This is a genomic window from Paenibacillus sp. S-38 (assembly GCF_049942825.1).
GTDB lineage: Bacteria > Bacillota > Bacilli > Paenibacillales > NBRC-103111 > Paenibacillus_G.
The window spans coordinates 1003646-1024425 of sequence record NZ_CP187970.1 but is presented as its reverse complement, the minus strand read 5'-3'; the positions used below and the strand labels follow the sequence as shown (position 1 = coordinate 1024425).

Annotated in this window: 16 protein-coding genes and 1 riboswitch; of the genes, 3 read left to right on the top strand and 13 right to left on the bottom strand. The window is 53.7% G+C overall.

Translation table 11 applies throughout. The annotated features are described in order from the left end of the window. Window positions 1-5: 5 nt before the first annotated feature. From ACP26L_RS04740 to ACP26L_RS04695, 10 genes are all read right to left on the bottom strand, one after another. Window positions 6-1370, bottom strand: a complete 1365-nt coding sequence (locus ACP26L_RS04740; RefSeq protein WP_426451419.1) for a hypothetical protein — start codon at window positions 1368-1370, stop codon at window positions 6-8. A gap of 1 nt (window position 1371) precedes the next feature. Beyond that, window positions 1372-2520: a glycosyltransferase gene (locus ACP26L_RS04735; RefSeq protein WP_426451418.1), complete on the bottom strand. Its 1149-nt coding sequence runs from the start codon at window positions 2518-2520 to the stop codon at window positions 1372-1374. A gap of 27 nt (window positions 2521-2547) precedes the next feature. Then, window positions 2548-3771, bottom strand: a complete 1224-nt coding sequence (locus tag ACP26L_RS04730) for a lipopolysaccharide biosynthesis protein (RefSeq protein WP_426451417.1) — start codon at window positions 3769-3771, stop codon at window positions 2548-2550. Window positions 3772-3829: 58 nt separating this feature from the next. Continuing rightward, window positions 3830-4855 carry a polysaccharide deacetylase family protein gene (locus ACP26L_RS04725; RefSeq protein ID WP_426451416.1) on the bottom strand — a complete coding sequence of 342 codons (1026 nt, stop codon included), beginning with the start codon at window positions 4853-4855 and terminating at the stop codon, window positions 3830-3832. Window positions 4856-4905: 50 nt separating this feature from the next. Continuing rightward, complete coding sequence (locus ACP26L_RS04720) at window positions 4906-5892, bottom strand: alginate lyase family protein (protein ID WP_426454821.1); 987 nt, start codon at window positions 5890-5892, stop codon at window positions 4906-4908. Between the two features lie 394 nt (window positions 5893-6286). Next, window positions 6287-7168: a UTP--glucose-1-phosphate uridylyltransferase GalU gene (galU, locus tag ACP26L_RS04715; protein ID WP_426451415.1), complete on the bottom strand. Its 882-nt coding sequence runs from the start codon at window positions 7166-7168 to the stop codon at window positions 6287-6289. Between the two features lie 55 nt (window positions 7169-7223). Then, window positions 7224-8621 carry a sugar transferase gene (locus ACP26L_RS04710; protein ID WP_426451414.1) on the bottom strand — a complete coding sequence of 466 codons (1398 nt, stop codon included), beginning with the start codon at window positions 8619-8621 and terminating at the stop codon, window positions 7224-7226. Window positions 8622-8904: 283 nt separating this feature from the next. Further along, on the bottom strand, window positions 8905-9651 hold the full coding sequence (locus tag ACP26L_RS04705; protein WP_426451413.1) for a hypothetical protein: 747 nt from the start codon (window positions 9649-9651) through the stop codon (window positions 8905-8907). A 160-nt stretch (window positions 9652-9811) separates the two neighbouring features. After that, on the bottom strand, window positions 9812-10888 hold the full coding sequence (locus ACP26L_RS04700) for an endo-1,4-beta-xylanase (protein ID WP_426451412.1): 1077 nt from the start codon (window positions 10886-10888) through the stop codon (window positions 9812-9814). Window positions 10889-11029: 141 nt separating this feature from the next. After that, window positions 11030-11114: riboswitch (cyclic di-GMP riboswitch) on the bottom strand. 190 nt (window positions 11115-11304) lie between these two features. After that, on the bottom strand, window positions 11305-11961 hold the full coding sequence (locus tag ACP26L_RS04695) for a hypothetical protein (RefSeq protein ID WP_426451411.1): 657 nt from the start codon (window positions 11959-11961) through the stop codon (window positions 11305-11307). A gap of 225 nt (window positions 11962-12186) precedes the next feature. Between ACP26L_RS04695 and ACP26L_RS04690 the strand changes: the two genes are divergently transcribed. Further along, a complete protein-coding gene (locus ACP26L_RS04690; RefSeq protein WP_426451410.1) occupies window positions 12187-13635 on the top strand; it encodes a methyl-accepting chemotaxis protein in 1449 nt (482 codons plus the stop codon). Window positions 13636-13751: 116 nt separating this feature from the next. On the opposite strand, the gene ACP26L_RS04685 is transcribed toward ACP26L_RS04690, so the two are convergent. Both ACP26L_RS04685 and ACP26L_RS04680 read right to left on the bottom strand, forming a co-directional pair. Beyond that, the gene (locus ACP26L_RS04685) at window positions 13752-14525 is read right to left on the bottom strand and encodes a DODA-type extradiol aromatic ring-opening family dioxygenase (protein WP_426451409.1); all 774 of its coding nucleotides are present in this window, start codon (window positions 14523-14525) and stop codon (window positions 13752-13754) included. Window positions 14526-14662: 137 nt separating this feature from the next. After that, on the bottom strand, window positions 14663-15532 hold the full coding sequence (locus ACP26L_RS04680; protein ID WP_426451408.1) for an AraC family transcriptional regulator: 870 nt from the start codon (window positions 15530-15532) through the stop codon (window positions 14663-14665). Between the two features lie 148 nt (window positions 15533-15680). Between ACP26L_RS04680 and ACP26L_RS04675 the strand changes: the two genes are divergently transcribed. Both ACP26L_RS04675 and ACP26L_RS04670 read left to right on the top strand, forming a co-directional pair. Further along, window positions 15681-17063 carry an MATE family efflux transporter gene (locus tag ACP26L_RS04675; protein WP_426454819.1) on the top strand — a complete coding sequence of 461 codons (1383 nt, stop codon included), beginning with the start codon at window positions 15681-15683 and terminating at the stop codon, window positions 17061-17063. A 228-nt stretch (window positions 17064-17291) separates the two neighbouring features. Continuing rightward, on the top strand, window positions 17292-19463 hold the full coding sequence (locus ACP26L_RS04670) for a 5'-nucleotidase C-terminal domain-containing protein (RefSeq protein WP_426451407.1): 2172 nt from the start codon (window positions 17292-17294) through the stop codon (window positions 19461-19463). A 179-nt stretch (window positions 19464-19642) separates the two neighbouring features. Here ACP26L_RS04670 and ACP26L_RS04665 read toward each other — a convergent pair whose 3' ends face one another. Continuing rightward, the gene (locus ACP26L_RS04665; protein ID WP_426451406.1) at window positions 19643-20662 is read right to left on the bottom strand and encodes an HD domain-containing phosphohydrolase; all 1020 of its coding nucleotides are present in this window, start codon (window positions 20660-20662) and stop codon (window positions 19643-19645) included. Window positions 20663-20780 lie beyond the last annotated feature (118 nt).

The following is a 20780-nucleotide window of genomic DNA, read 5'->3' as shown; positions in this document are numbered from 1 at the left end:
CTCCGTTACGCTTCCTTAAGCTTCCGGGCATCAGGCTGCTCTTGGGCGAGAACATAGCCGTATGCCAGAAGGTAGAACAAGAAGAAATTCGCGTTGTTCCTCACTCCGAAGGAGTTGTATCCCGACAGGGCGAGCAGCATCACCAGAACAAGGAACGTGCCCTGTACCCTGCGGAGAATCAGATACAGCAAGAAGATATACAGGAGGATCAGATATCCTACGTCAAAAAAGAGGATGACCCAGGGATTCTCCAGATACACCGGATTATTGAACTGATCGACCAGTGTGATTGTTTCGGTCGCCCCCCCCAGACCCAGCATTTGGAACGAGAAGACATGCTTCGTAAAATAATCGAGGAGGATCCATCTTGCCTCCGAAGAATCTCCTGCACTGCCCACCCGGTTCAGGAATGTTGTGCCGAGCGGGGTGGCCAGGGTAACCAGACCAATCACCGCGGAGAGCACCAGTGCCAACGAAGACTGCTTCAGCGACTTCAGCCCTCCCGAGAACATATCCTTGCTGTAGAAGAATACCAGAAACGAGATGATGAAGAAGCTGCGGGACCCGGTCAGAAGAAGATCCACGGCGAACAGCAGGAGCAGCGGATATTTGACCTTCGCACTCTTGATATTCAGCTGAACGATCATCATCGAAAAGAGAAAGAACAGCCCGTTGTCCAGTGGATGCCCGATGATGGTCTTGATCCGGTATCCGTCCCTGAAGGTCGAGTCCAGCCAGGTCGGCGTTTCTTCGTCATAGATGTTCTGCAGCGGATTGGATTCCACCATATATTCGAGGATCCCGATGACTCCGATGATGACCGCAATCCAGATCAGAACCCTGACAATCCGCTGCACTTTGGTCGCATCCACTTTCGACTTCTGGTAATAGAAGTACAGGAAGAAGCTGATGGGAGCGATATAGTTGTGGATCAGCATGGAGAATCCGCTGAATCCCCGGAACAGGAACGTAACCAGGAAGAATACTCCTATGACAAGCACACTGGTAATAACCACCTTATCGAACTTCACATTCCGTTGAAGCAGATCCTCCAGCAGGGTTAAAGAGAACGCAATGAGCCACGCTACAACGAAGGGATGAATCTTGAATGGATTCAACCCGTTATGATCATAGAAGTCCAGGAGAAAGAATCGGCCCACGGCAACAAGCGCAACGATGAACAAAGGAATCCAAAAGGCAAACGACGATTCCTTCCCCAGCAGCTTCATTAACAGATAAAAGACGAAGCCCAGCAGAATGTAGATCAAGTAGACGTAAAAATGGGTGTTCAGCAGCACAGCGAACGCCGCTCCGCAAAGAAGGGGAAGCCCGAGAATGATGGAGTAGGTTTTGATTTGGGTCGTTGTCATATTATCCCTGCTTACTTCTTCTTGGATTAAAGACGAGTTCTTCGTAAAGCGACACATACGCTTCCATCATGACGGAAATATCGAAATTCCGGCTGTGCTCCAGCGCTCGCTCCGCCATGCGTTCGACTTCCTGCGGGTTCCCGGCAGCCAGAAGAATCTTGTCCGCGAGACTCGAAGCATTGTCGCTCTCGAAGAGATACCCGTTGACGCCATCCTGGATCAGCTCTGCCGGTCCGTCTATATTCGAGGCTATCACGGGAACGCCAGCTGCCATAGCCTCAAGCACAACCAACCCGAGGCCTTCAAAGCGGGAAGGCAGAACAAATACGTCATAGTCGGCCAGCAGCCGGTTCACGTCTTGGCGGTTCCCGAGGAACCGGATCTCCTCCTGCAGCCCCAGTTCACTAACAAGCCCGGTCAGATAATCAAACGACTCACGGTCATAATCGTAGACGCCGCCAACAAAGGAGCAGGATACGTTCAAGCCTCGCTCCTTGCACTCCTTCACTGCACGGATAAGCAGGTCCTGGCCTTTCTTCCGGTGCGTAATTCGGGCTACGTTCACCAGACGGATGCTTTTCGCAGCCATGCGGGAGTAGTCCTGTTTCCTGTAATGCAGAAAACTCGAGATTTTGATGCCGTTATAGATTCTCACGCAGTTGTCTACTCCACGCTGTACGGCATCCACCAGCACGGACTCGGAGATCGCCACGTTGCGGTTGATGATCTTGCGGTGAAGCAGGATGTGCAGCGGAGACAAGCTGCGAACGACCGACATGTCATGGATGGTAAATGCAACCTTCAACCGCGGCATAACCGCCTTGCAGAGGACCGCCCAAACTTTGCTTCCGTAGGTATGGGAATGGATCAGCTGAATCCGGTGCCTGCGCACAATTCCGAGCAGCTGAAATAAATACTTCGGATGCTTGTGGGATGGGGGCCTATTCAGAAAATACACCGGACGTCCTGTCTCCAGCAGTTCCTTCTTCATAGCTTCGTTCACAAGATCGTTCATGACGACTACGACAAAATCGGCCGTATTTGAGTTTTTGCTCTCCACCAGCAGATCGAGCAAGAGCTTCTCTGCCCCTCCCATCTCAAAGGAGGAGATTAAATGAAGCACACGGACGGGCGAATCTTTCAAAGCCATAAATACCCTCCTTTCTCTGTTTTGTTTTCATGCTGTCTGCGAATGCAGGCGGTTCTTTTTATAATTGGAATACATCAACATCAGAATGACTCCGTAAAGCAATCTTGCCGCCGCCACACAGATGGCTGCCCATACGACACCATAATGAGGAACCGTTACATAGATTAGTACAATAATGGCAGCAATCTGAATATACTTTCCGATCGTGATAAATCCCGGTTTGCCAAGAGAGAACACAGCCTGCTCGATTGGTGTAACAGCTGTTGCCAGGATGGCGGAAAGCAGCATAACCTGAAGGACCGGGATGGAAGCGAGATACTCCTCCCCCATAATCCAAGGAACAACCACCTGCACCAAGGGAATACAGCAGATCATGAACAAGGAAACCACGACCATAGCCTTCATGACCTTACTCGTATAGTCCATAACCTTGTTTTCGTCAAGCTCCGACATTTTGGGCAGCATTACCTTGCTGAGTGCAAAGGGGAGAAAAGCGACGATGGAAGAAAGCTGGAAGGCCGCATTATAGATTCCGATTTGTTCATAAGAAACCCACAGGGAGATCATAAAGAAATCGATCCGGCCCAGCGTATTGTTGGGAATCGAGACGAGCACCATCCACTTCTCATAATGAAACATTTCCTTCAGCTGGACGGCAGATAAACGCTGCATCCACACGCTTTTGAGCAGAACAGCATACTTCGGGAGAAACTGAAGGGAGAAGAGCACCGGAATGAGATACAGCAGGAAAGTGTACTTCAGCAAGAGCATTCCATTAAAGAAAAGCAGGAGCACGGCCGTCACCAACACAGCATATCTGGAAATATTGATGAGTGCGCGCAGCTGAAAACGCTGAACTGCCTGCAGGTACGTATCATTCACAAATAACAGGGACTCTCCGATAAAACCGATAATGAGATAAGGAATATATTGGGCGATCTCCTGCTGACCGAGAAGCGTGAAGATCTCATTTCCGAATAGGACAAGCGAAAGCACAAACAGAAGCATGATCGCCAGCTTAACCACAAAGTAGACACCAAAGATACGGTTCAGGTTGTCTTTGTCCTTCGCAGAGAAACGCACGGCCGTGTTTTCCATTCCAAAGTCAAAAAATGCACTGCAAAAGGCTACCGCTACAAAAATGTACGAGTACTTTCCATAATCCCCCGCTCCCAAATGTCTCGACAGCAGAAGAATCACAATAAAATTCAATGCTTTGGTCGCGATACTTTCAGAGAACACGATACCCATATTTCGTAAGAGCCGACTCTTTAGATACTTATCAATGGTCCTCATAGCTACAAACCTTTCAACTAGTTTTGAGAGGACTACTGATCTTTTGCTTCAACAGTCGGACTCGGAGCTGATGTACGCTGATGTTTTCTACAATAACCCTCTTTAGCTCGTGCAAATCCTGACCCGGCCGGTTTACCCCGCTGATCGCCGTGACGGATGTGGTATATAATTGGGATAGACTCTCTTTCAGTGCCGGCGTGTAGTCCTCCCGCTTACCGTACGGATAAGCAAAATGCTTTACTGTTCGGCCCAGCCGCTCTTCGATAAGCCTCCGTGACTCCGTTACTTCCTGCACTGCATCTTCATGCACAATCTTACTCAAAGTGGGGTGGTTCACGGTGTGGCTGCCCATAATCACACCCGATTCGGCCAGCTCCTGTACCTCGCTCCAATCGATAATCAAAGAATCATCCAGTGTCAGCTTAGCATCGAACAAACGGATTAGCTCCTCGATCGCAGCTCTCTTGTACTGCTCGTCATACCGCTTGATCTCATTCTTGATCGCTTCGCATAACAGGGTTCTCTCTGCCGGAGTGGACAGGGGGAACGTCCCTGAGAGATCCACAAGCTTCAGCTGAATCTCCGGACCATGGAAGGAAGCCACAATGGCATCAATTACATCGGTCCATAACACGTGCCTTCGGTCGATTGGCCCCGCCGTCAGGTAGATGGTCGGCACGATATCGTACTTGCGGAACAAATCATGCCCCAGCGTATAATTGTCCCTGTAACCATCATCAAAGGTAACCGCCATGTAATCTTTGATCAGTTTACCTTGCCTTAGAAGCGGCTCGACCTCATCCATGGATATCAGTTCAAAATATTTACCGTAAAAACGGAGATGATCCTCAAAGTTCTGTCGGGTTACCGCCAGGACATGCACTTGATCATCCGGTAAATTCTCAGACAAACGGTGATATCCCACGATATACAAACCGCCGCGTCCAAGCAGGCGATTGATGATGTGATAAGCGCCAGAATAATAGAACAAGCGCGTTCCCCACTCCTTAACCGCTCTCTTCATTCCGGCTAATTTCATAATCGATCCTCCTTTCCTTTATTGATATTCCAGAAACCTCTATTGATATTTCAAAACCCTCTTACCCCATAGATCTGAAGTTTAAAGCCTGCTTTATCTCTCAGCAGCTCGGCAGCGCTTCGTATAGCCGGCGTATCGTATATGCTTCCGGCAGCGATCATCCCGCTCATCACTTCCGATTTCAGTTCATCCACGCTTCCTGAATAAGGCCAAGGTTTGCCAAGCAGGTATTCTGCCATATTGCCGTAAGCTGCATTCAGACTCTGTCCCCGGTTCCCCTGGTAATGCCACAAGTCAACTCCGACGTGCTCTGCCGCTGCAGCCAATAAAGAGAAGGCCTTCAGGTTATAGAGCGAATGATGGAAGGCCTTCGGCCCGTTCAGCTCATTCGGCATTCGGCCTTCGCTGTCGATTTGCAGGTCGATCAGTCTCATCGAGTGATCCTGCAAATGGTGGAAAGCCGCTTGGTTCTGTCCAGTAGCCAGCAGGAAGGTTATGTATTCCACATCAAACCAGGTACTGTGGTTATTCGCGGCGCTCTTTCCCTTCCGGCCGACCTCACTGCTCATCATCCACTCGGCAAACTGCCTAATCCACTCTCGAATCCCCTCGTCATCCTGCTGCGTCCAGGAAGGAGATCCTTCCAGCATCAGCAGGCTGTCCGGAAGATGAATCAGGAGGGCCGCATCAATAATATTGCCTCCCCCGTTCCGGCCGGGGAAGGTCTGCCCGAAATCCAGGTTCGGATTCATCCGGGTCTCGGGATACAGGAACCAGATCTTCAGAAACGAGGAAGCATGCCGGGCGTAGCGTTCGTCTCCCGTATAGTAATAAGCAAGGGACAAGGTGTTCACGGCCTCGGTCATCTTAGAAAGAGCCGCTTTATCATAGTCTCCGGACATGAATTGGGGGTTGACCGCTTCAGGAATCTCTTTGTAAGGCAGCCCCCCCGGCATGGAAGGATCCGGCCAGCTGTGAGGCGTTAAACTCCAATAGTCATGCTTATCCCCTGTCGGGGCAATACCCAACTTATCCATCACCGAAGGAGGGGTTAAACCAAGGGCCTTATCCGCCTGTTTCGTTAGATATTGAAGACCGGACAGCAGAGCTGGATCCTGTTCCGCCAACCGGCGTTTGATGCTTTCGACTTCATTTTTTTCAACAAAAATAAACTCCTTCCGCGGGCTGTTCACCTGCTCCGGAACTGCGGCAGTTTCCGTCACCGCAGTTCTTTCCACGGTTTGCGGTTTGGATTCAGGCGCCCCCGGAGTATGTCCGGTGTTCCAGCTGCAGGCCCCCAAGACTGCAGCTAGTAGAATCACGGCAACGGCCGCTTTGTTGTAGGCCACATTCACACGAATTCCCTCATCCTGCTAAAATATAATCACTTGCAGCCGCTTTATCTTTCTCTGCGTACTGCAAAGCGAATCTTTACTTCACTTGGGTGGCCTGTTCCACGATCTTCTGCATGTAAGCCAGAACATCATCACGCAGATCCGGCCGCTGCAGGGAGAAATCCAGCATCGTCTGGATAAAACCAAGCTTCTCTCCCACATCATACCGCGTGCCTTCGAACTCGTAAGCATAGACGGCTTCCATACGGTTCAGCGTTGCTATCGCATCTGTGAGTTGAATTTCTCCGCCTGCCCCCGTATCCTGATTCTCGAGCACATCGAAAATCCGCGGTGTTAAAATATACCGTCCGAGGATCGCCTGAGTCGACGGGGCTTCCTCGCGCTTCGGCTTCTCGACGAGCCGGGTTACACGGGTAACGCGATCCTCGAGCTGCATGCCGTCTACGATCCCGTATCGGGACACGGTCTCCGGTTCCACATTCTGAACGCCCAGCACGGATACCCGGTAAGTATCGAAGACTTCGATCATCTGCTGCAGGCAGGGTTTCTCGGAGACAACAATGTCATCTCCCAGCAGGACGGCAAACGGCTCATCACCGATAAACTTCCGTGCACACCAGATGGCATGTCCTAATCCTTTGGGCTCCTTCTGCCGAATATAATGGATATTCGCCATAGAGGTCGGACGGCGGACTTCGGCAAGCAGATCCAGCTTGCCCTTCTCCTGCAGATTGGCTTCAAGTTCAAAATAGTTATCGAAATGATCCTCGATCGCCCGCTTACCTTTGCCTGTTACGATGATGATATCCTCAATACCTGAGGCAACAGCCTCCTCTACAATGTATTGGATCGTCGGCTTGTCCACGATCGGAAGCATTTCCTTCGGCATGGCTTTGGTGGCAGGCAGGAAGCGGGTCCCAAGTCCTGCTGCGGGAATAATGGCCTTCTTGATCTTCAATGAACTCTCTCCTTTAAGATTCTCTCTAATATGGAATGAAGCAGGGTAAATGGATTTAGTACGCCCCTTTGCTGGTCAGTACAACAATAATGGTTCTAAAGATGATTTTGATATCAAGCCATACGGACCACTGATCGATATACGCAGTATCGAGCTGAACCACCTGGTCGAAATTTGTGACCTCGCTCCGGCCCTTGATCTGCCACATGCCTGTCAACCCTGGCTTGATGCTGATTCTTCTATAATGGTGAGTCTTATAGCGGCTGACTTCATCGACCGTCGGGGGCCGTGTGCCCACCAGACTCATTTCACCCTTGAGAATGTTCAGGAACTGGGGCAGTTCGTCCAAACTTGTCTTCCGGAGGAAGCTTCCCATGGGAGTAATGCGCGGATCATCATCCATCTTAAACATAAATCCGCCCTGCACCTTGTTCTGCTTCATAAGCTCTTTCTTGCGTTCTTCCGCATCCAGGTACATCGAACGGAATTTATAGATCTTGAACACCCGGCCGTTGACACCGACGCGATCTTGGGCAAAGAGTATGGGGCCGGGGGAATCGAGCTTGATCAGGGGGACAATGACCAGGGACGCAAGACCCGTGATGAACAGTCCAACGAGCGCCCCGAGGATATCGAGCGTCCGCTTCATCATGAGCTCAACCACATTCAAGCTGACGGTGTGCAGAGTCAGCATGGGTAGGGTGCCAACGGCCGTAAAGTGCGTTTTGGAAATATTGAGATTGTAAATATTGAGCACAAGACGCGTCGTAATCCCCATATCCTCACAGAGGGCGACTGCACCTTCCACCTTGGCAATATGCTGATCTCCAACTGCAAAGATCACTTCATCGACGACATGGCGCTTCAGAATCTCTTCCAGCTCGTCTAACCTGCCCAGCGTCGGTGCCTCAAGCTCCTCCTCATCACTCTCGACCTGAATGTATCCGGCAAGGTCCATCTTCACGTTGGTTTTCGTAATAAAATACTCAAACTTATGGATGACGCTCGGCACCCCGATGATGATTGTCTTCTTCACTCCGTTCTTGACGGCACTGCCTTTAGAGCGATAAACCGCAATCCGCTGAACAACCGTTATAACGAACGCGCTGAGCATGAAGATCGAGTAGAACATACGGCTGTAATCCAGCTCATCATTCGTATAAAATATCATGGCGGCTACAAACAATGCTGATAGGAAGGAGGCCTTAAATACATTGCGGACGATTCGATCATAATAATTGAATGTCAGCTTATGGTACATGTTGGAGAGAGACATTGAGAAGAAAAAGATCGGTACATAGATAACGAGCAGCCAAACATAAGATCCCATGGGGTGAAGCAAGGTCACAGCGTTCGTTATAAAGTACGACATGACGAACGAAAAGATCAGCCCGATAATGTCGAAAAACAACATTTCGAGATGGACGTAAGAACTCTTATTAAATTTGTGCATGCGAATCTCCTTAGCTCAGAATGGGTAGATTGGTATGTAGATGATTTGAGAAATGAGAGATGAGGGAGAATTTTGTCGAAAAGGGCCGTTTTTTTCTTCATTTTATAGAAGTGGTAGAGTTCGTGCAATAATTTTAATCATATCTTTAGAATTATTTTTCAATAAGGGGATTGCTTTTTAGGCGAGGAGAGGAAACTTTCCATGAAAAAGCCCCCGCTATGTATACGAAAAGCAGACACAGGTGAGGGCCGACTGCAAGGAGCTTATATCTGATGCAGAACGCTTATTTTATGGTAATATTCAAGTCTTCCAGATTCATATGTTCCGTAGTGCCGCTAACCCACTCCTCTCCATGGGTGTCCGAAATGACAAACCTCTCTCCCCGTTCGCTCTGGAAGGAGATCTGCTGTACGTGCCATTCTCCTGTGCGCGTCAGGGAATCTACCGCGAACAAACCTTCATACGTTCCGGTCTCATCATTCTTGACCAAGACCACCTGCTGCTCTGTCAGTCTACCGCTCTTGGACTCAACGGCATACAGGAGGGTCACGGAGGAAACCGCCTGATCTTCAGCAAGATCCAGAGTCACTTTGACCGAATCTCCCGCATGGGCATTCGAACTATTGATTTCAACGGCCTCCATGGCCGGAGCAAAAGCAGCGACGGTCTCCTTGTCTGTTCTGGCACTTTCCGCTTTTCCCGGCTGTGTTACACTCACATATACATTCAACGCGGTCCGGCTAGGCTCGGAAACCTCAACATCCACACTCAGCTCGCCCGCAGGAACCAGGGAAGTACCGAGAACCCGCCCTTCTTCCTCGGCATCGTATACGGTAACCGTATCACCAGCCTCAACACTGCTGACCCTTACCGACTGAAGCACCCGGTCATGATCGCTGTAGACCGCAATGGTATCAGCCTGGGGAGCACGGCTGGCATCGGATGCCAGTGCACCTGTAGCTGCTGTCAGAGAGCAGGTGAATAACAGTATGGAGAGTATGGATGTTTTTTTCATCTTTATAGTGAACACAAGGTTTCCTCCCGGACGCTGTGCTAGTAGTACATTAGAACTATATCCACGATCTTTCTCTCAGATTATATTACCTTTCGATCTAATTTTCAACCTTATTTTCATAGGACCAATAAAAAAGACCGACATGATCTGCCGGTCTTCATTCTCTTTTGTTCTATTATTTTCTAAGCTGCTCCATAACCGCATTGTAAGCCGGTTTCTTCCCGAAGGAATCGTCAAACAGCAGCGGGAACTCGCTGAAGCCGGTATCTTCATTCAGCCAGCTTTGGCTATCGTTCAGCCCCCAAGCGATAAAGAATTTGCAGCTTGGCAGGCTGAGCGCCACTTTCATGACGCTGCTGTATACCTCTGCGGCAGCATTCATCTTCTGTTCCATCGTCCCTTTGAACGTGTGGGTTACCAGATCCATCTCCGTAATATCCGTGTCAAGCCCGAGTGCCGCGAAGCGCTGGAAGTTGGTTTTCATGTCATTGTAATTCAGGCCATCAATCGTCAGGTGCGTCTGGAATCCGATCCCGTCGATCGGTACCCCTTTGCTCTTCAGATCCTTCAACATCTTGTAGATCGCGTCGGACTTTTCATTCTTCACTTCGGAGCTGAAGTCGTTGTAATACAGCTTTGCCTGCGGGTCCGCTTCATGTGCAAAACGGAACGCCATCTCGATGTACTCCGGTCCGATATTATTGTACCAGACGGTCGGACGGTACTGTCCGTTCTGCCAGAAGGCTTCATTCACTACGTCCCATCCGTAAACCTTACCTTTGAAGTGCTGAACGGTCTTCGTGATGTGGTCTTTGAGGATGGCGATCCATTCTTCTCTTGTAAATTTGCCGTTCTCCACCCAGGAAGGAAGGGAGCTGTGCCATACCAGTGTATGGCCTCTTACGATTTTATTGTTCTTCTGCGCGAAGTCCACCAGCGCATCGGCTTCGCTGAAGTTGTAGATTCCTTTTTGCTTCTGAATCACACCCATCTTCATTTGGTACTCCGGCGTGATCGTATCGAACTCTTGGTTGAGCACGGCAGCATAGCCGCTATTGTTGACCAGCCAGCTTTGCGTCGCTACACCGATATGCTTTCCTTTCGCTTGAGCCGCTTCCTTCAGCGTAACTGTCTTCTGTTCCTTCTTGTTCGAACTTTTGGTAACGGAAGATTTGGCTGCGGCGGCAGCCATGGCGGTCGAACTACTAAAGTCAGCGAAGGAAGATGCGGCAAGCAGATTTATCGTAAGCAAGGAAGAAACTGCAATTTTCCATGTTCTCTTCATCGGGATCACCTCTAAATGATTTAAAGGATATCCTTAGCGGAACGAAAAATAGACTTATCCATTGAGCCGGATAAGCCTATTTGCAGTTTCACAAATAACTTACTTTCAACCGGCAACTGGCTGGCATGGTCCTAAGACTGTAGCCCCTGTAGCTTTGCGTCACTGATTTTCACCAGTTTTGCCTTTGTCGGATATTTATTTTTTTGTTCGTTAAGGCACTATCTTGATAGGATTATAACACCTGATCTTCGAAATGTATAGTACTTTTTACGCATTTTTCCACAAATATCGACCTTGCTTTAGGGATGCAAACTGCTATCTCTTTGATCTTAGTACCTTCGTCATCCAACCAGATGCCAAAAGTACCGTGAACTGTATCCCTCCTATGCTTTGCTGTCTCCCGCATAATAAGCGAACACCGTTTCGATCGGCTTAAAATACAGGTGCCCGTCGGGCCAAGGCTGGAAGTGCAGATCCATCCGGGAGTCTTCCCAATTCTCGGGGGTACCCGAGGTTTGGAGCTTGCGGGGACTGAGCGGCTCTTCCACGACCTTAGGGAACTCCTGGTAGCCGAAGAGCTGATTCTCATGCATGGCGATGATCTCGTACTTGTTCCCGAGGAAAGCCCGCTCCTCCTGCAGCTGGTAGTGATAGTAGATATAGCTGCTCATCATCTCCGGCCGCAGATGGGCGACCCGCCCTACTCTCTGCTCCACCGGCGTCTTGCGCAGCCAATGATCCCGCGATACCGGCTCGTTGAAGTGGAATACATCGATCATCGGCACCCACTTTCGCGGCTCTCCACCGCCGGGCCAGTCCATGAGATCGCGGCCGGCTTCCCCCGCCAGCTCCTCCGGTGCCACATCTTCCGCTGTGCATTCGTAATAAAGGTATACGCTGCCCTCCCAATGAAACGCAGCCGCAGTCATCAGCGTGCCGCCGGACACCAGGCGGTGCGCTCCATTGCTTTCCCGCAGACTGGCGAGCCCTTCGCTCTCCCTGCCTTTGGCCAGCTGCCCTTTATAGATCCTCCGTTTCATGAACCAACCGCTCCCTTTTTTCACCGCATGCTTCATTCATACTACAACCGCCCGGCTCTCCGCAAGAAGACAATTCTGCATGTTTGCAACTTCTTGCCCCAGTCCTTTGCGAAAATATGTATAATGCCGGCGCCCCGGAATGCCGAAAAAGATAGCATAAGCGTTAGAAGCTACCCAACATTCGAAAGGCGGTAAACACAACCCATGCAAGCGCGCAACAAACTTATGCTCAAGATGTATTCCATTCTCCTGATTATCGGGATTCTCCCGCAGTTCGCGATGGGCCATACCCAAGTCGCTCTGAGCGTTCTCCTCACCGGCCTCGTGTTTGCAGGGGGTTGTGTGTATCTGACCTACCGGACCGAGCGGCAAAACAGCGTCATGTACATCATGACCCTCGGTTTGTTCCTGTCCATGCTGTTCCCTATGATGCTGGCTCCCGCACTGGAAGGGATCCTCGCCTTGTTTATCAATTATGCGGTAGTCGCCCTCTATTTTAACTATCGTCCGATTCTGCTGACCGGGCTCGGGAATCTGGCCCTTACGCTGTATGCTTTTTTCGCCCAGCACGATGCGGTGTTCCCGTCCTTGCCCCAGGATGGCTTCGTGGTGCTGATCATCGTTCACGCGGCCGTGACGGCGTTTCTCCTGGCGCAAAGCCTCATCGGAGAGAAATTCCGCAGGTCGGAGACCGCCAACGCCCAGGCCATGCTTGCCGAGCGCAACCGTAATGACCTGCTGCTGGGCCGCGTCAAGCAAACGATCCAAGACTTAAGCGACTTCAGCGCCCATCTCCGGGAGAATGTGCAGGTCACGGGGCATGTATCCCGCGAGCTCGTCAGCGCCTTCAACGACATGTCCCGCGGCGTACAGGAGCAGGCTGACAGCGTAGGCGCGATCCGCCGTTCGCTCCAGCAGGTGAGCGGCAGCGTAGAATCCGCCGCAGCGTCTTCCTCGGAGATGGAGACCCTGTCCGTGCGCACGGAGAAAGAAACCAAGACCGGTGAAGAACGCATAAGTGGGATCCGCTCGGCCATCCAGGAAGTATCGGGCGCCGTAGGCCACACGGTAAGCTTGATGAGCCAGCTGCAGGAACGCAACCGGCATATCGAGAGCATCCTCAGCGTAATCAACGACATCGCCAACCAGACGAACCTTCTGGCCCTCAATGCAGCCATCGAGGCGGCGCGTGCCGGGGAACACGGCAAAGGCTTCGCCGTCGTATCGAGCGAAGTCCGCAAGCTTGCCGAACACTCGCAGAAGTCCACGCAGGAGATCGCAGCCATTCTTAGCGATATCCGCACGTACAGCGAACAGGTGGCAAGACATGCCGAGCTCGGGCAGAAAGGCATGGTGGACGTAAGTCAGGCCGCGGACGATTTTGCCGTCCTCTTCGAGACGATCCACGCCCATGCCGCGAACCTGCTTGGCAGCTCCCATGAAGTGAACAATCAAATGATGGGCCTGTACCAGTCCTCGGCCGCCATCTCGGCGGAAGCGGGTGCCGTCTCCGGCATCACCGACCAGTCGGCCGCCGCTGTGGAAGAAATGCTGGCGAGCATTGACGAGCAGGGACGCCGCATCACGGAGGTCGAGACGAGCTTCCGCAAGCTCGACGACCTGGTGGCCGTGCTTACGGAGATCGTTGCCGAGACAGATTCGGCGAAGTCTTGATCGGGAAGCCGGCCGGGCTCCAGGGCATCGCTGCAAATAGAAGAAGGAGCGTCTCCCGCAGGGGAAACGCTCCTTATTTGATGTGGGCGGTGCCGTATTGCTGCCGGCCTGGCTGGTTAAGCTTGCTGCAGGCTGAGGTAGCTCAGCGTACCCAGGTCATAACTGCGGTGAATGACCTCCGGTTCGCCGCCCTCCTGCCCTGCACCGAGCGCAATGAAGAAAGGTACGAAGTGCTCTGCGCGGGGGACTGCCTGACGGGCATGCGGCGCCAGCTCGGCGTAGCGGAAGAGGCTCTCGTAGTCCTTTTCCTCCAGGCGCTTCAGCAGCCAATCGTCGAACTCGACCGCCCAAGTCTCCGGCGTGCTCTGGCCCCAGCGGAGCATCCGCAGGTTGTGGACCGTAACACCGCTGCCGATGACGAGAATCTCATCGCGGTTCAGGCCGCGCAGCGCTTCACCGATGCGGAACTGCTCCTTCGGCGGCAGGTCCGGGTTCACCGACACTTGGACGACCGGGATATCCGCCTGCGGGTACATCCGGTGGAGAAGGGTCCAGGAGCCGTGGTCAAGGCCCCGCTCCGTATCCCGCCGGACCGGAATCCCCACCGCTTGGAGACGTTCGGTTACGAGACCCGCCACAACGGAAGAGCCCCTGGCGTTATAGCGTACCTCATAGAGTTCGTCGGGAAATCCGCCGAAATCGTAAATCGTCTCGTACACCGCGTCGGAAGAGGAAACCGTCGTGATCTCACTTTCCCAGTGGGCTGTAAAAATGACAATGGCTTTGGGCCGGAGGCCTTCGGCCAAGGTGCCGAGAAAGCGGGCATACTCCGTATCTTCAATGGCCAGCATGGGCGAACCGTGGGCGAGGAACAGGGAGGATGGAATCATGACAGCAGCTCCTTTACTATTTTCATGTAGTTACTTTATGTAAGTTAGTATATAACGATAATATATTTCTGTCAATAATATTTCATAGGGCGATGCGTCAGGCCGTCCGCTGTCATTATCTCTCTTCCGCCTTCGGATTATTCGTGCGAAAACCGCTTGCGGTACATCCTCGGTGTCACCCCTTCCTGCTTCGTAAAGCAGGATGTGAAATACGCCGGCTGGTTGAAGCCCACCTCCTCGGCAATGCGGGCGATCGACAGGTCCGTCTGCAGCAGCTTCAGCTTCGCCTGCTCGAGCCGGTAATGCATCAGATACTCGAAAGGGGAACACCCGAACTCCTGCTGCATGCAGCGTGCGATATACACGGGGTGAAAATTCAATGCTTCCCCCAGCATGGGGGCTGTCACCGTCTCCTTATAATGGGAGCGCAGATAGGAGGCCGCCCGCTCGGCTACCTTGGCTCCGGGCACTGCAGCCTGGGCGTCCAGCGCCCCGCTGAGCTGCTCCAGCACCGATTGGAAGGTAAGCTGAAGCTTCCAGCGTGCCCAGCTGCGGTGGGATTCGCATTCAAGCTCCGTCAGCTGCCGGAGCGGCTCGTAAACCGCGGCCGGCCGCGGCAGACGGATGAACTGCGGCAGGCGCATGGGAAAGGTTTCCATGGTGAAATATTTTTTCTCCTCCCTCTCCCCCGCCGGCAGGCTTTGCAGCGTCTGCACCGCCCTCCAGGCTCCCGTCGTGCCGAAATGCAGCCAGTAGTGCTCTGTCGGTTCCAGACAGGGCTGAACCGGATAATGGTGGCAATCCGGCCTCAGGATCAGCGCGTGTCCCGCCGCCACCTCATAATGGCGGTCTTCTTCCCCCATGTAGAGGCAGCCCGAGGTAACGACAAGCAGGTCGAAGACCCCGATGCTCCGGCGGTTCGGATGCTTGCGGCCCGGACGCATCGGTTCAAAGCCGCTCGCGATGTAGTACGGCAGCGGTGGTGCCGTGAATTCGAGAATCGTCATGAATACTGCTCACCTCTACCCCATAGGAGGTTGGAATTCTGATAGTTTTCGTTCGTAATCTGCAACACCGCCCCCAGAATACCTTCTACAATGTGAAATAGCAAGCCGACGCAAAAAGCATATGGAAAGAAAGGCAGTGGAGAACCGCATGTTTAAAGAAAAAGAAAAATCTCCGGATAGCGCAGCGGATCGGATCCCATCCTTGTGGATCCTCACCTGGCCTATCTTTATCGAAATGTTCCTCCAGTTCCTCCTTGGTACGGCCGACACGCTGATGGTTTCCCGCATCTCCGATGATGCCGTCGCCGTTGTAGGCATCTCGACCCAGCTGTTCAACGCCATGACGATCCTCTTCATGACCGTGGCCGGCGGCGCCGGTGTGCTGATCGCCCAGAAGCTGGGCGCCCGGAGGCCCGAGGAAGCCCGCACGATCGCCGTTATGGCAGCCAAAATATCCGTCATCATCGGCCTTGCCATGAGCGCCCTCCTGTTCTTCGGCGCCGAGCCGATCGCCCGGCTGATGCAGCTCGAGGAGAAGCTGATCCCGCTGGCCGTCACTTACATCTCCATTGTGGGCGGAGGCATGGTTCTCACTGCAGCCATGGCCATTCTCAGCACCGCCGTGCGCAACACCGGCAATACGCGCAGCCCCATGTACATCGCCATCGGAATGAACGTCATTCACCTGGTGCTCAATTATGGGTTTATCTTCGGGGAGTTCGGGCTTCCCGCCTGGGGACTGACCGGTGTGGCCGTATCCACCCTGGTCTCCCGCCTGCTCGGCACGCTGGTGCTCGCCTACGTGTTCCTGCATGCCTTCCACCGCCGGATCGGCTGGGCGGACCTTGGGCTGTTCGACCGCCCGCTGTTCCGGGAAGTGCTGAAGATCGGATGGCCGATGGGCGTGAACATGGCCTCCTGGGTATTCTCCCAGCTGCTGCTCTTCTCGTTCGTCGCCATGCTCGGGGCGGCGGAGCTCGCGGCGCGGACCTATATGAACACGCTCGAGTCGTTCTGCTTCATTCTCGGCAACTCCCTCGCCATGGCCGCCCAGATCCGCGTCGCCCACCTGTATGGGGCCGGGCTGAGGAAGGAAGCGAACTCCAGCGCCTTCCGCGCCCTGTGGATCGGGCTGGCCCTTGTGATGATGAATGCCCTGCTGCTCTACGCGCTCGGCGGCCGGATTCTGCCGCTCTTCACGACCGACGGGACCATCATCGCCATCGGCATATCGCTGCTTGGCCTGAACCTGGCGCTTCAGCCCTTCAAGATGCTCAATATGGCCATGAACGGGGCGTTAACCGCGATCGGGGATACCCGCTACATGATGCTCATCGGCCTCTTCTCCATCTGGCTGGTCGCCACCGGTCTAGGCTATTACCTATCGATCCCGATGGGGCTGGGGATCCACGGCATCTATATCGCAATGATCAGCGACGAACTGATCCGCGGCGTCCTGATGCTTCGCCGCTGGAGGCTGCTGCAGCAGCCCGCTCCGGTGCACCAGCGGACCGAATCCCTTATGGTTTAAGGCGGAGAAGGAAGGGCTCTCCCTGCAGGCCTGTCAGCACACCCGTTGCCCTTCCAAGCAGCCGCAAGCCGGACCCAGGCCGCCCTCCATCTTTCCGGAGGGCGGTTTTTTCGACTTTTTTTATGCCAAGGTTACATTTCTTTACACCCCGTTCACACGAATACGATATACTAGATTTGTACTTATTTACTAGAATCATCTACTAGAGATGGTCAAGGAGGCCACCCTATGAGCAACCACCGATTCCGCATGCAGCCCAGAACAGCCAAAGCCCTGCTGGCGGCTGTGATTCTCGGAGGAGCGGCGCTTTCCGGAAGCGGTTCCCCCCTGCCGGCGGCGCATGCCGCAGAAAGCACCGAAGCTGCTGCCGTTCTTCAGAGCGACATGAAGCTCGCCTTTGACAAAGGCATTGTCGAAGGCTATCCGGGCACCTCGGATCTTGCCGGCAGCCGTACGGTAACCCGTGCCGAACTCGTTACCATGATCACGCGCGCAGCCAAGCTTGTACCGGCCGACAGCGCACAGCTGCCCTTCTCCGACCTGGAGGCTTGGCAGCGCTCGGCCGTCTTGAGCGCTGCGGCCGCCGGCATCGTGACCGGCAGCGGAGAGTTCAAACCGAACGCTCCGGTAACCCGCGAGGAGCTTGCCGTGATGATCGGCCGTGCGATGAACAAGGGCAAAGCGCCGGAAGTACATACGGAAGTTCTGAATTATTTTACGGACGGGGCATCGATCAGCGAATCCGCGCGTCCGTTCGTCGCTTACGGCGTGATCGCCGGCCTCTTCGAGCCTAAGCTCGACGGCAGCTTCGAGCCTCAGGCCAACGTAACCCGCGACGAAACGGTGAAAGCGCTGAAGCCTCTGGCTTTTCAGCTCATCGACATTCTCACCACCAATGACATCCACGGCCATATTGAAGTCGGCTTCGATACGAAGCGCAAGCAGGCGCAGGGCGGCATCGAAACCCTGGGCGGCATCGTAAATGACTTCCGTTCCGTAAATCCGGAGGGCACGGTGGTCGTAGACGGCGGCGACGCATGGCAGGGCACGCTCATCTCCAACACGACGAACGGCCAGTCCGTTATGGATTCGATGGCGGAAGTGGACTATGACGCCGCAGCAATCGGCAACCACGAATTCGACTTCGGACGCGACGTGCTCATCGAGAATATCAAGAAAGCCGAATTCCCGATCCTCGGTGCGAATATCATCGATGACAAGACCGGCAAGCGCGTGGAATGGGCGCAGCCTTACGCCATCGTCGAGAAGGACGGTCTCAAGATCGGCATCATCGGCCTCGCTACGCCGCAGACGAAGACAACGACGAAGTCGACGAACATCGAAGGCCTCACGTTCGCCGATCCGGTGCCGTATGCCAAGGAGCTCGCTGCAGAGCTCCGGGCGCAGGGCGCAGATCTGGTTATCGTTACCTCCCACCTTCCGGGCGAGCAGGACGCGAAGTCCCAGGAGATCATGGGCGAGCTCGTCGATCTGGCGAACGGCACCGGCACCTCGGCGCTTGATGCGATTGTCGGCGGGCACTCCCACCGGCGGGTTGCCGGGCTTGTGAACGGCATTCCGGTCGTGGAAGCGCAGAGCTGGCTCTACGCCGTCGGTCATATTCAGCTGTTCGTTGACCGCGATACGAAGAAAGTCGTCTCCTCGAACGTCAACCTGCTCGAGACATATACGAACCTGACGACCGCCGATGAAGAAGTGAAGAAGACCGTCGCCGATTACCAGGCGAAGATTGCGGAGAAGACAGGCGAGAAGATTGCCGCAGCTGCCGAAAAGTGGACGACCCAGTCCTTCCGCTATGCCGTGAACGGCAGCCAGGTGCGCGACGGCGTAACGCCAATCGGCAACTCCGTTACGGATGCCATGCGCTGGTCGGAGAAGTCCGACATCGCCTTCACGAACATCGGCGGTCTCCGTGCCGAGATCGACGCGGGAGACGTGACGTACGGCAAGCTGTTCGAAGTACTGCCGTTCGGCAACTACAACCGGACCGGCACGATGACTGCGAAGCAGATCAAGGCCCTTCTGGAAGTCACGGACAAGTACTCGCAGCTGCCGGCGATTCAATTCTCCGGACTCAAGGTCGAGTGGGACAACACGAAGCCGGCCGGCGAGAAATACACGAAGATCACGCTGCTTGACGGCACCCCGGTATTCGTCGACGGCAAGTATAATGAAGGCCACACCTTCTCGGTAACGACCAACGACTTCATGGCAACCGGGCAAGGCGACGGATTCACGGCCTTCGGCGAAGTCACCGACTGGAAGGACGGGAAGATCATGCTCGACGCTTGGGTGGAATACCTCAAGGAGCAGGGGGCTTCCGGCAAAGCGATAACCCTGCCTCACGATGACCGTGAAGTGCGTCTGGATTTAAGATAAACGGCTCGCCCAGGTGAGATAGCCATTCTTATATTTTGAAATAAGCACCCCAAAAAGCCGCCTCCCATTCACATGGGAAGCGGCTTTTTTTTATACGGGAGCCCGCAGAAGCAAAAATGCGGACGATGCGGAGGGGAAAGCCCTGCGAGGCCCCCTTGGGTTCACGCATATTCCAAGTCCTATACGGCAACAGACCGGATAGCCACATGTCTCTCCTTGCTTAGATCAACAAAAGAGGAACCCGTCTTCACGAGCGGCGAGGTTTTGTCATTCGGGTGGATGAGCACCACTTCACCGACCCGGCCATCGGTCAGGAGAACTTCCCGCCCGAGCAGCCGCTGGGCGACGCCGTTCAGGAACACCGTAACAATCTCCGGATTGAGCTGGCCGAATACCCCTTGGCGCATCCGCTCCACGACATCGGTGAACGGCATAGGCTCATGATACGGCCGCTTAGAGGACATAGCGTGGAATACATCGGCGACGGCGACAATCTTGCTGAGGGGGTCCGTCTGGTTCTTGTGCAAACCGAGCGGATAGCCCTCCCCATCCTCCCGCTCATGATGCTGCAGGGCAATCAGCGCGATCCGGTAGTTCAACCCCACCGTTTCTTTCAGGAGATCATATCCGTAGACGGTGTGCTTCTTGACCAGCGCGTACTCCTCGGAAGTCAGCTTCCCCGGCTTGTTCAGAATCTCAAGCGGGATGTTCACTTTGCCCACATCGTGGAGCGTGGCGCCGAGACTCAGAATATTTAACTCCGTTTCATCGAGCCCCATCCACCTGCCGATCAAGGTCGAGAGAGCCCCCACTCCGATGTTATGCTGGTAAGTGTATTCATCCTGCGCCTTCACAGCCTCGAACAGGGTAAACACATCATCATTGGCGGCAATCTGCTGGACAGCGGGCAGGATGGCGCCGCGGAGCTCCATCACGGGAATTTTTTTGGTAAGCGCCGTCTGTTCAAAAAGCATCCTCGACTGCTCAGCCGCTTTCCGTACCGTCTGAGCCAAGGAGTCCGAGGCCTTCGGGGACGACACACGGTGCGGTTCTAAAATGACAATCTGGCTGGGATCGATGCCATGCTTGCCGATGAGCTCGAGATGCTCCTCCGTCAGAAGCGTTCCTGCCGGCAGAATCACCACTCCCCCGTGATTAAATACATCCTGTTTTAGCTGCTTTCCGAGATTGCGCCGCATTCGTATTCCTCCGCATTGAGTTTAGGCTGGCTATGTACACTTCATATTACACCCACTATACCACAACGTCGGTCCTAGGACTATAGACCTTAAGTATGGAAAGTAGCGCCAACAGCGA

Excerpts from the sequence above, each read along its gene's own strand:
- ACP26L_RS04730 (WP_426451417.1), bottom strand. The coding sequence starts at position 3,771 with ATGGGTATCGTGTTCTCTGAAAGTATCGCGACCAAAGCATTGAATTTT.
- ACP26L_RS04740 (WP_426451419.1), bottom strand. The coding sequence starts at position 1,370 with ATGACAACGACCCAAATCAAAACCTACTCCATCATTCTCGGGCTTCCC.
- ACP26L_RS04675 (WP_426454819.1), top strand. The coding sequence starts at position 15,681 with ATGTTTAAAGAAAAAGAAAAATCTCCGGATAGCGCAGCGGATCGGATC.
- ACP26L_RS04735 (WP_426451418.1), bottom strand. The coding sequence starts at position 2,520 with ATGGCTTTGAAAGATTCGCCCGTCCGTGTGCTTCATTTAATCTCCTCC.
- ACP26L_RS04725 (WP_426451416.1), bottom strand. The coding sequence starts at position 4,855 with ATGAAATTAGCCGGAATGAAGAGAGCGGTTAAGGAGTGGGGAACGCGC.
- ACP26L_RS04670 (WP_426451407.1), top strand. The coding sequence starts at position 17,292 with ATGAGCAACCACCGATTCCGCATGCAGCCCAGAACAGCCAAAGCCCTG.
- ACP26L_RS04665 (WP_426451406.1), bottom strand. The coding sequence starts at position 20,662 with ATGCGGCGCAATCTCGGAAAGCAGCTAAAACAGGATGTATTTAATCAC.
- ACP26L_RS04720 (WP_426454821.1), bottom strand. The coding sequence starts at position 5,892 with ATGGATAAGTTGGGTATTGCCCCGACAGGGGATAAGCATGACTATTGG.
- ACP26L_RS04710 (WP_426451414.1), bottom strand. The coding sequence starts at position 8,621 with ATGCACAAATTTAATAAGAGTTCTTACGTCCATCTCGAAATGTTGTTT.
- ACP26L_RS04695 (WP_426451411.1), bottom strand. The coding sequence starts at position 11,961 with ATGAAACGGAGGATCTATAAAGGGCAGCTGGCCAAAGGCAGGGAGAGC.
- ACP26L_RS04685 (WP_426451409.1), bottom strand. The coding sequence starts at position 14,525 with ATGATTCCATCCTCCCTGTTCCTCGCCCACGGTTCGCCCATGCTGGCC.
- ACP26L_RS04680 (WP_426451408.1), bottom strand. The coding sequence starts at position 15,532 with ATGACGATTCTCGAATTCACGGCACCACCGCTGCCGTACTACATCGCG.
- ACP26L_RS04690 (WP_426451410.1), top strand. The coding sequence starts at position 12,187 with ATGCTCAAGATGTATTCCATTCTCCTGATTATCGGGATTCTCCCGCAG.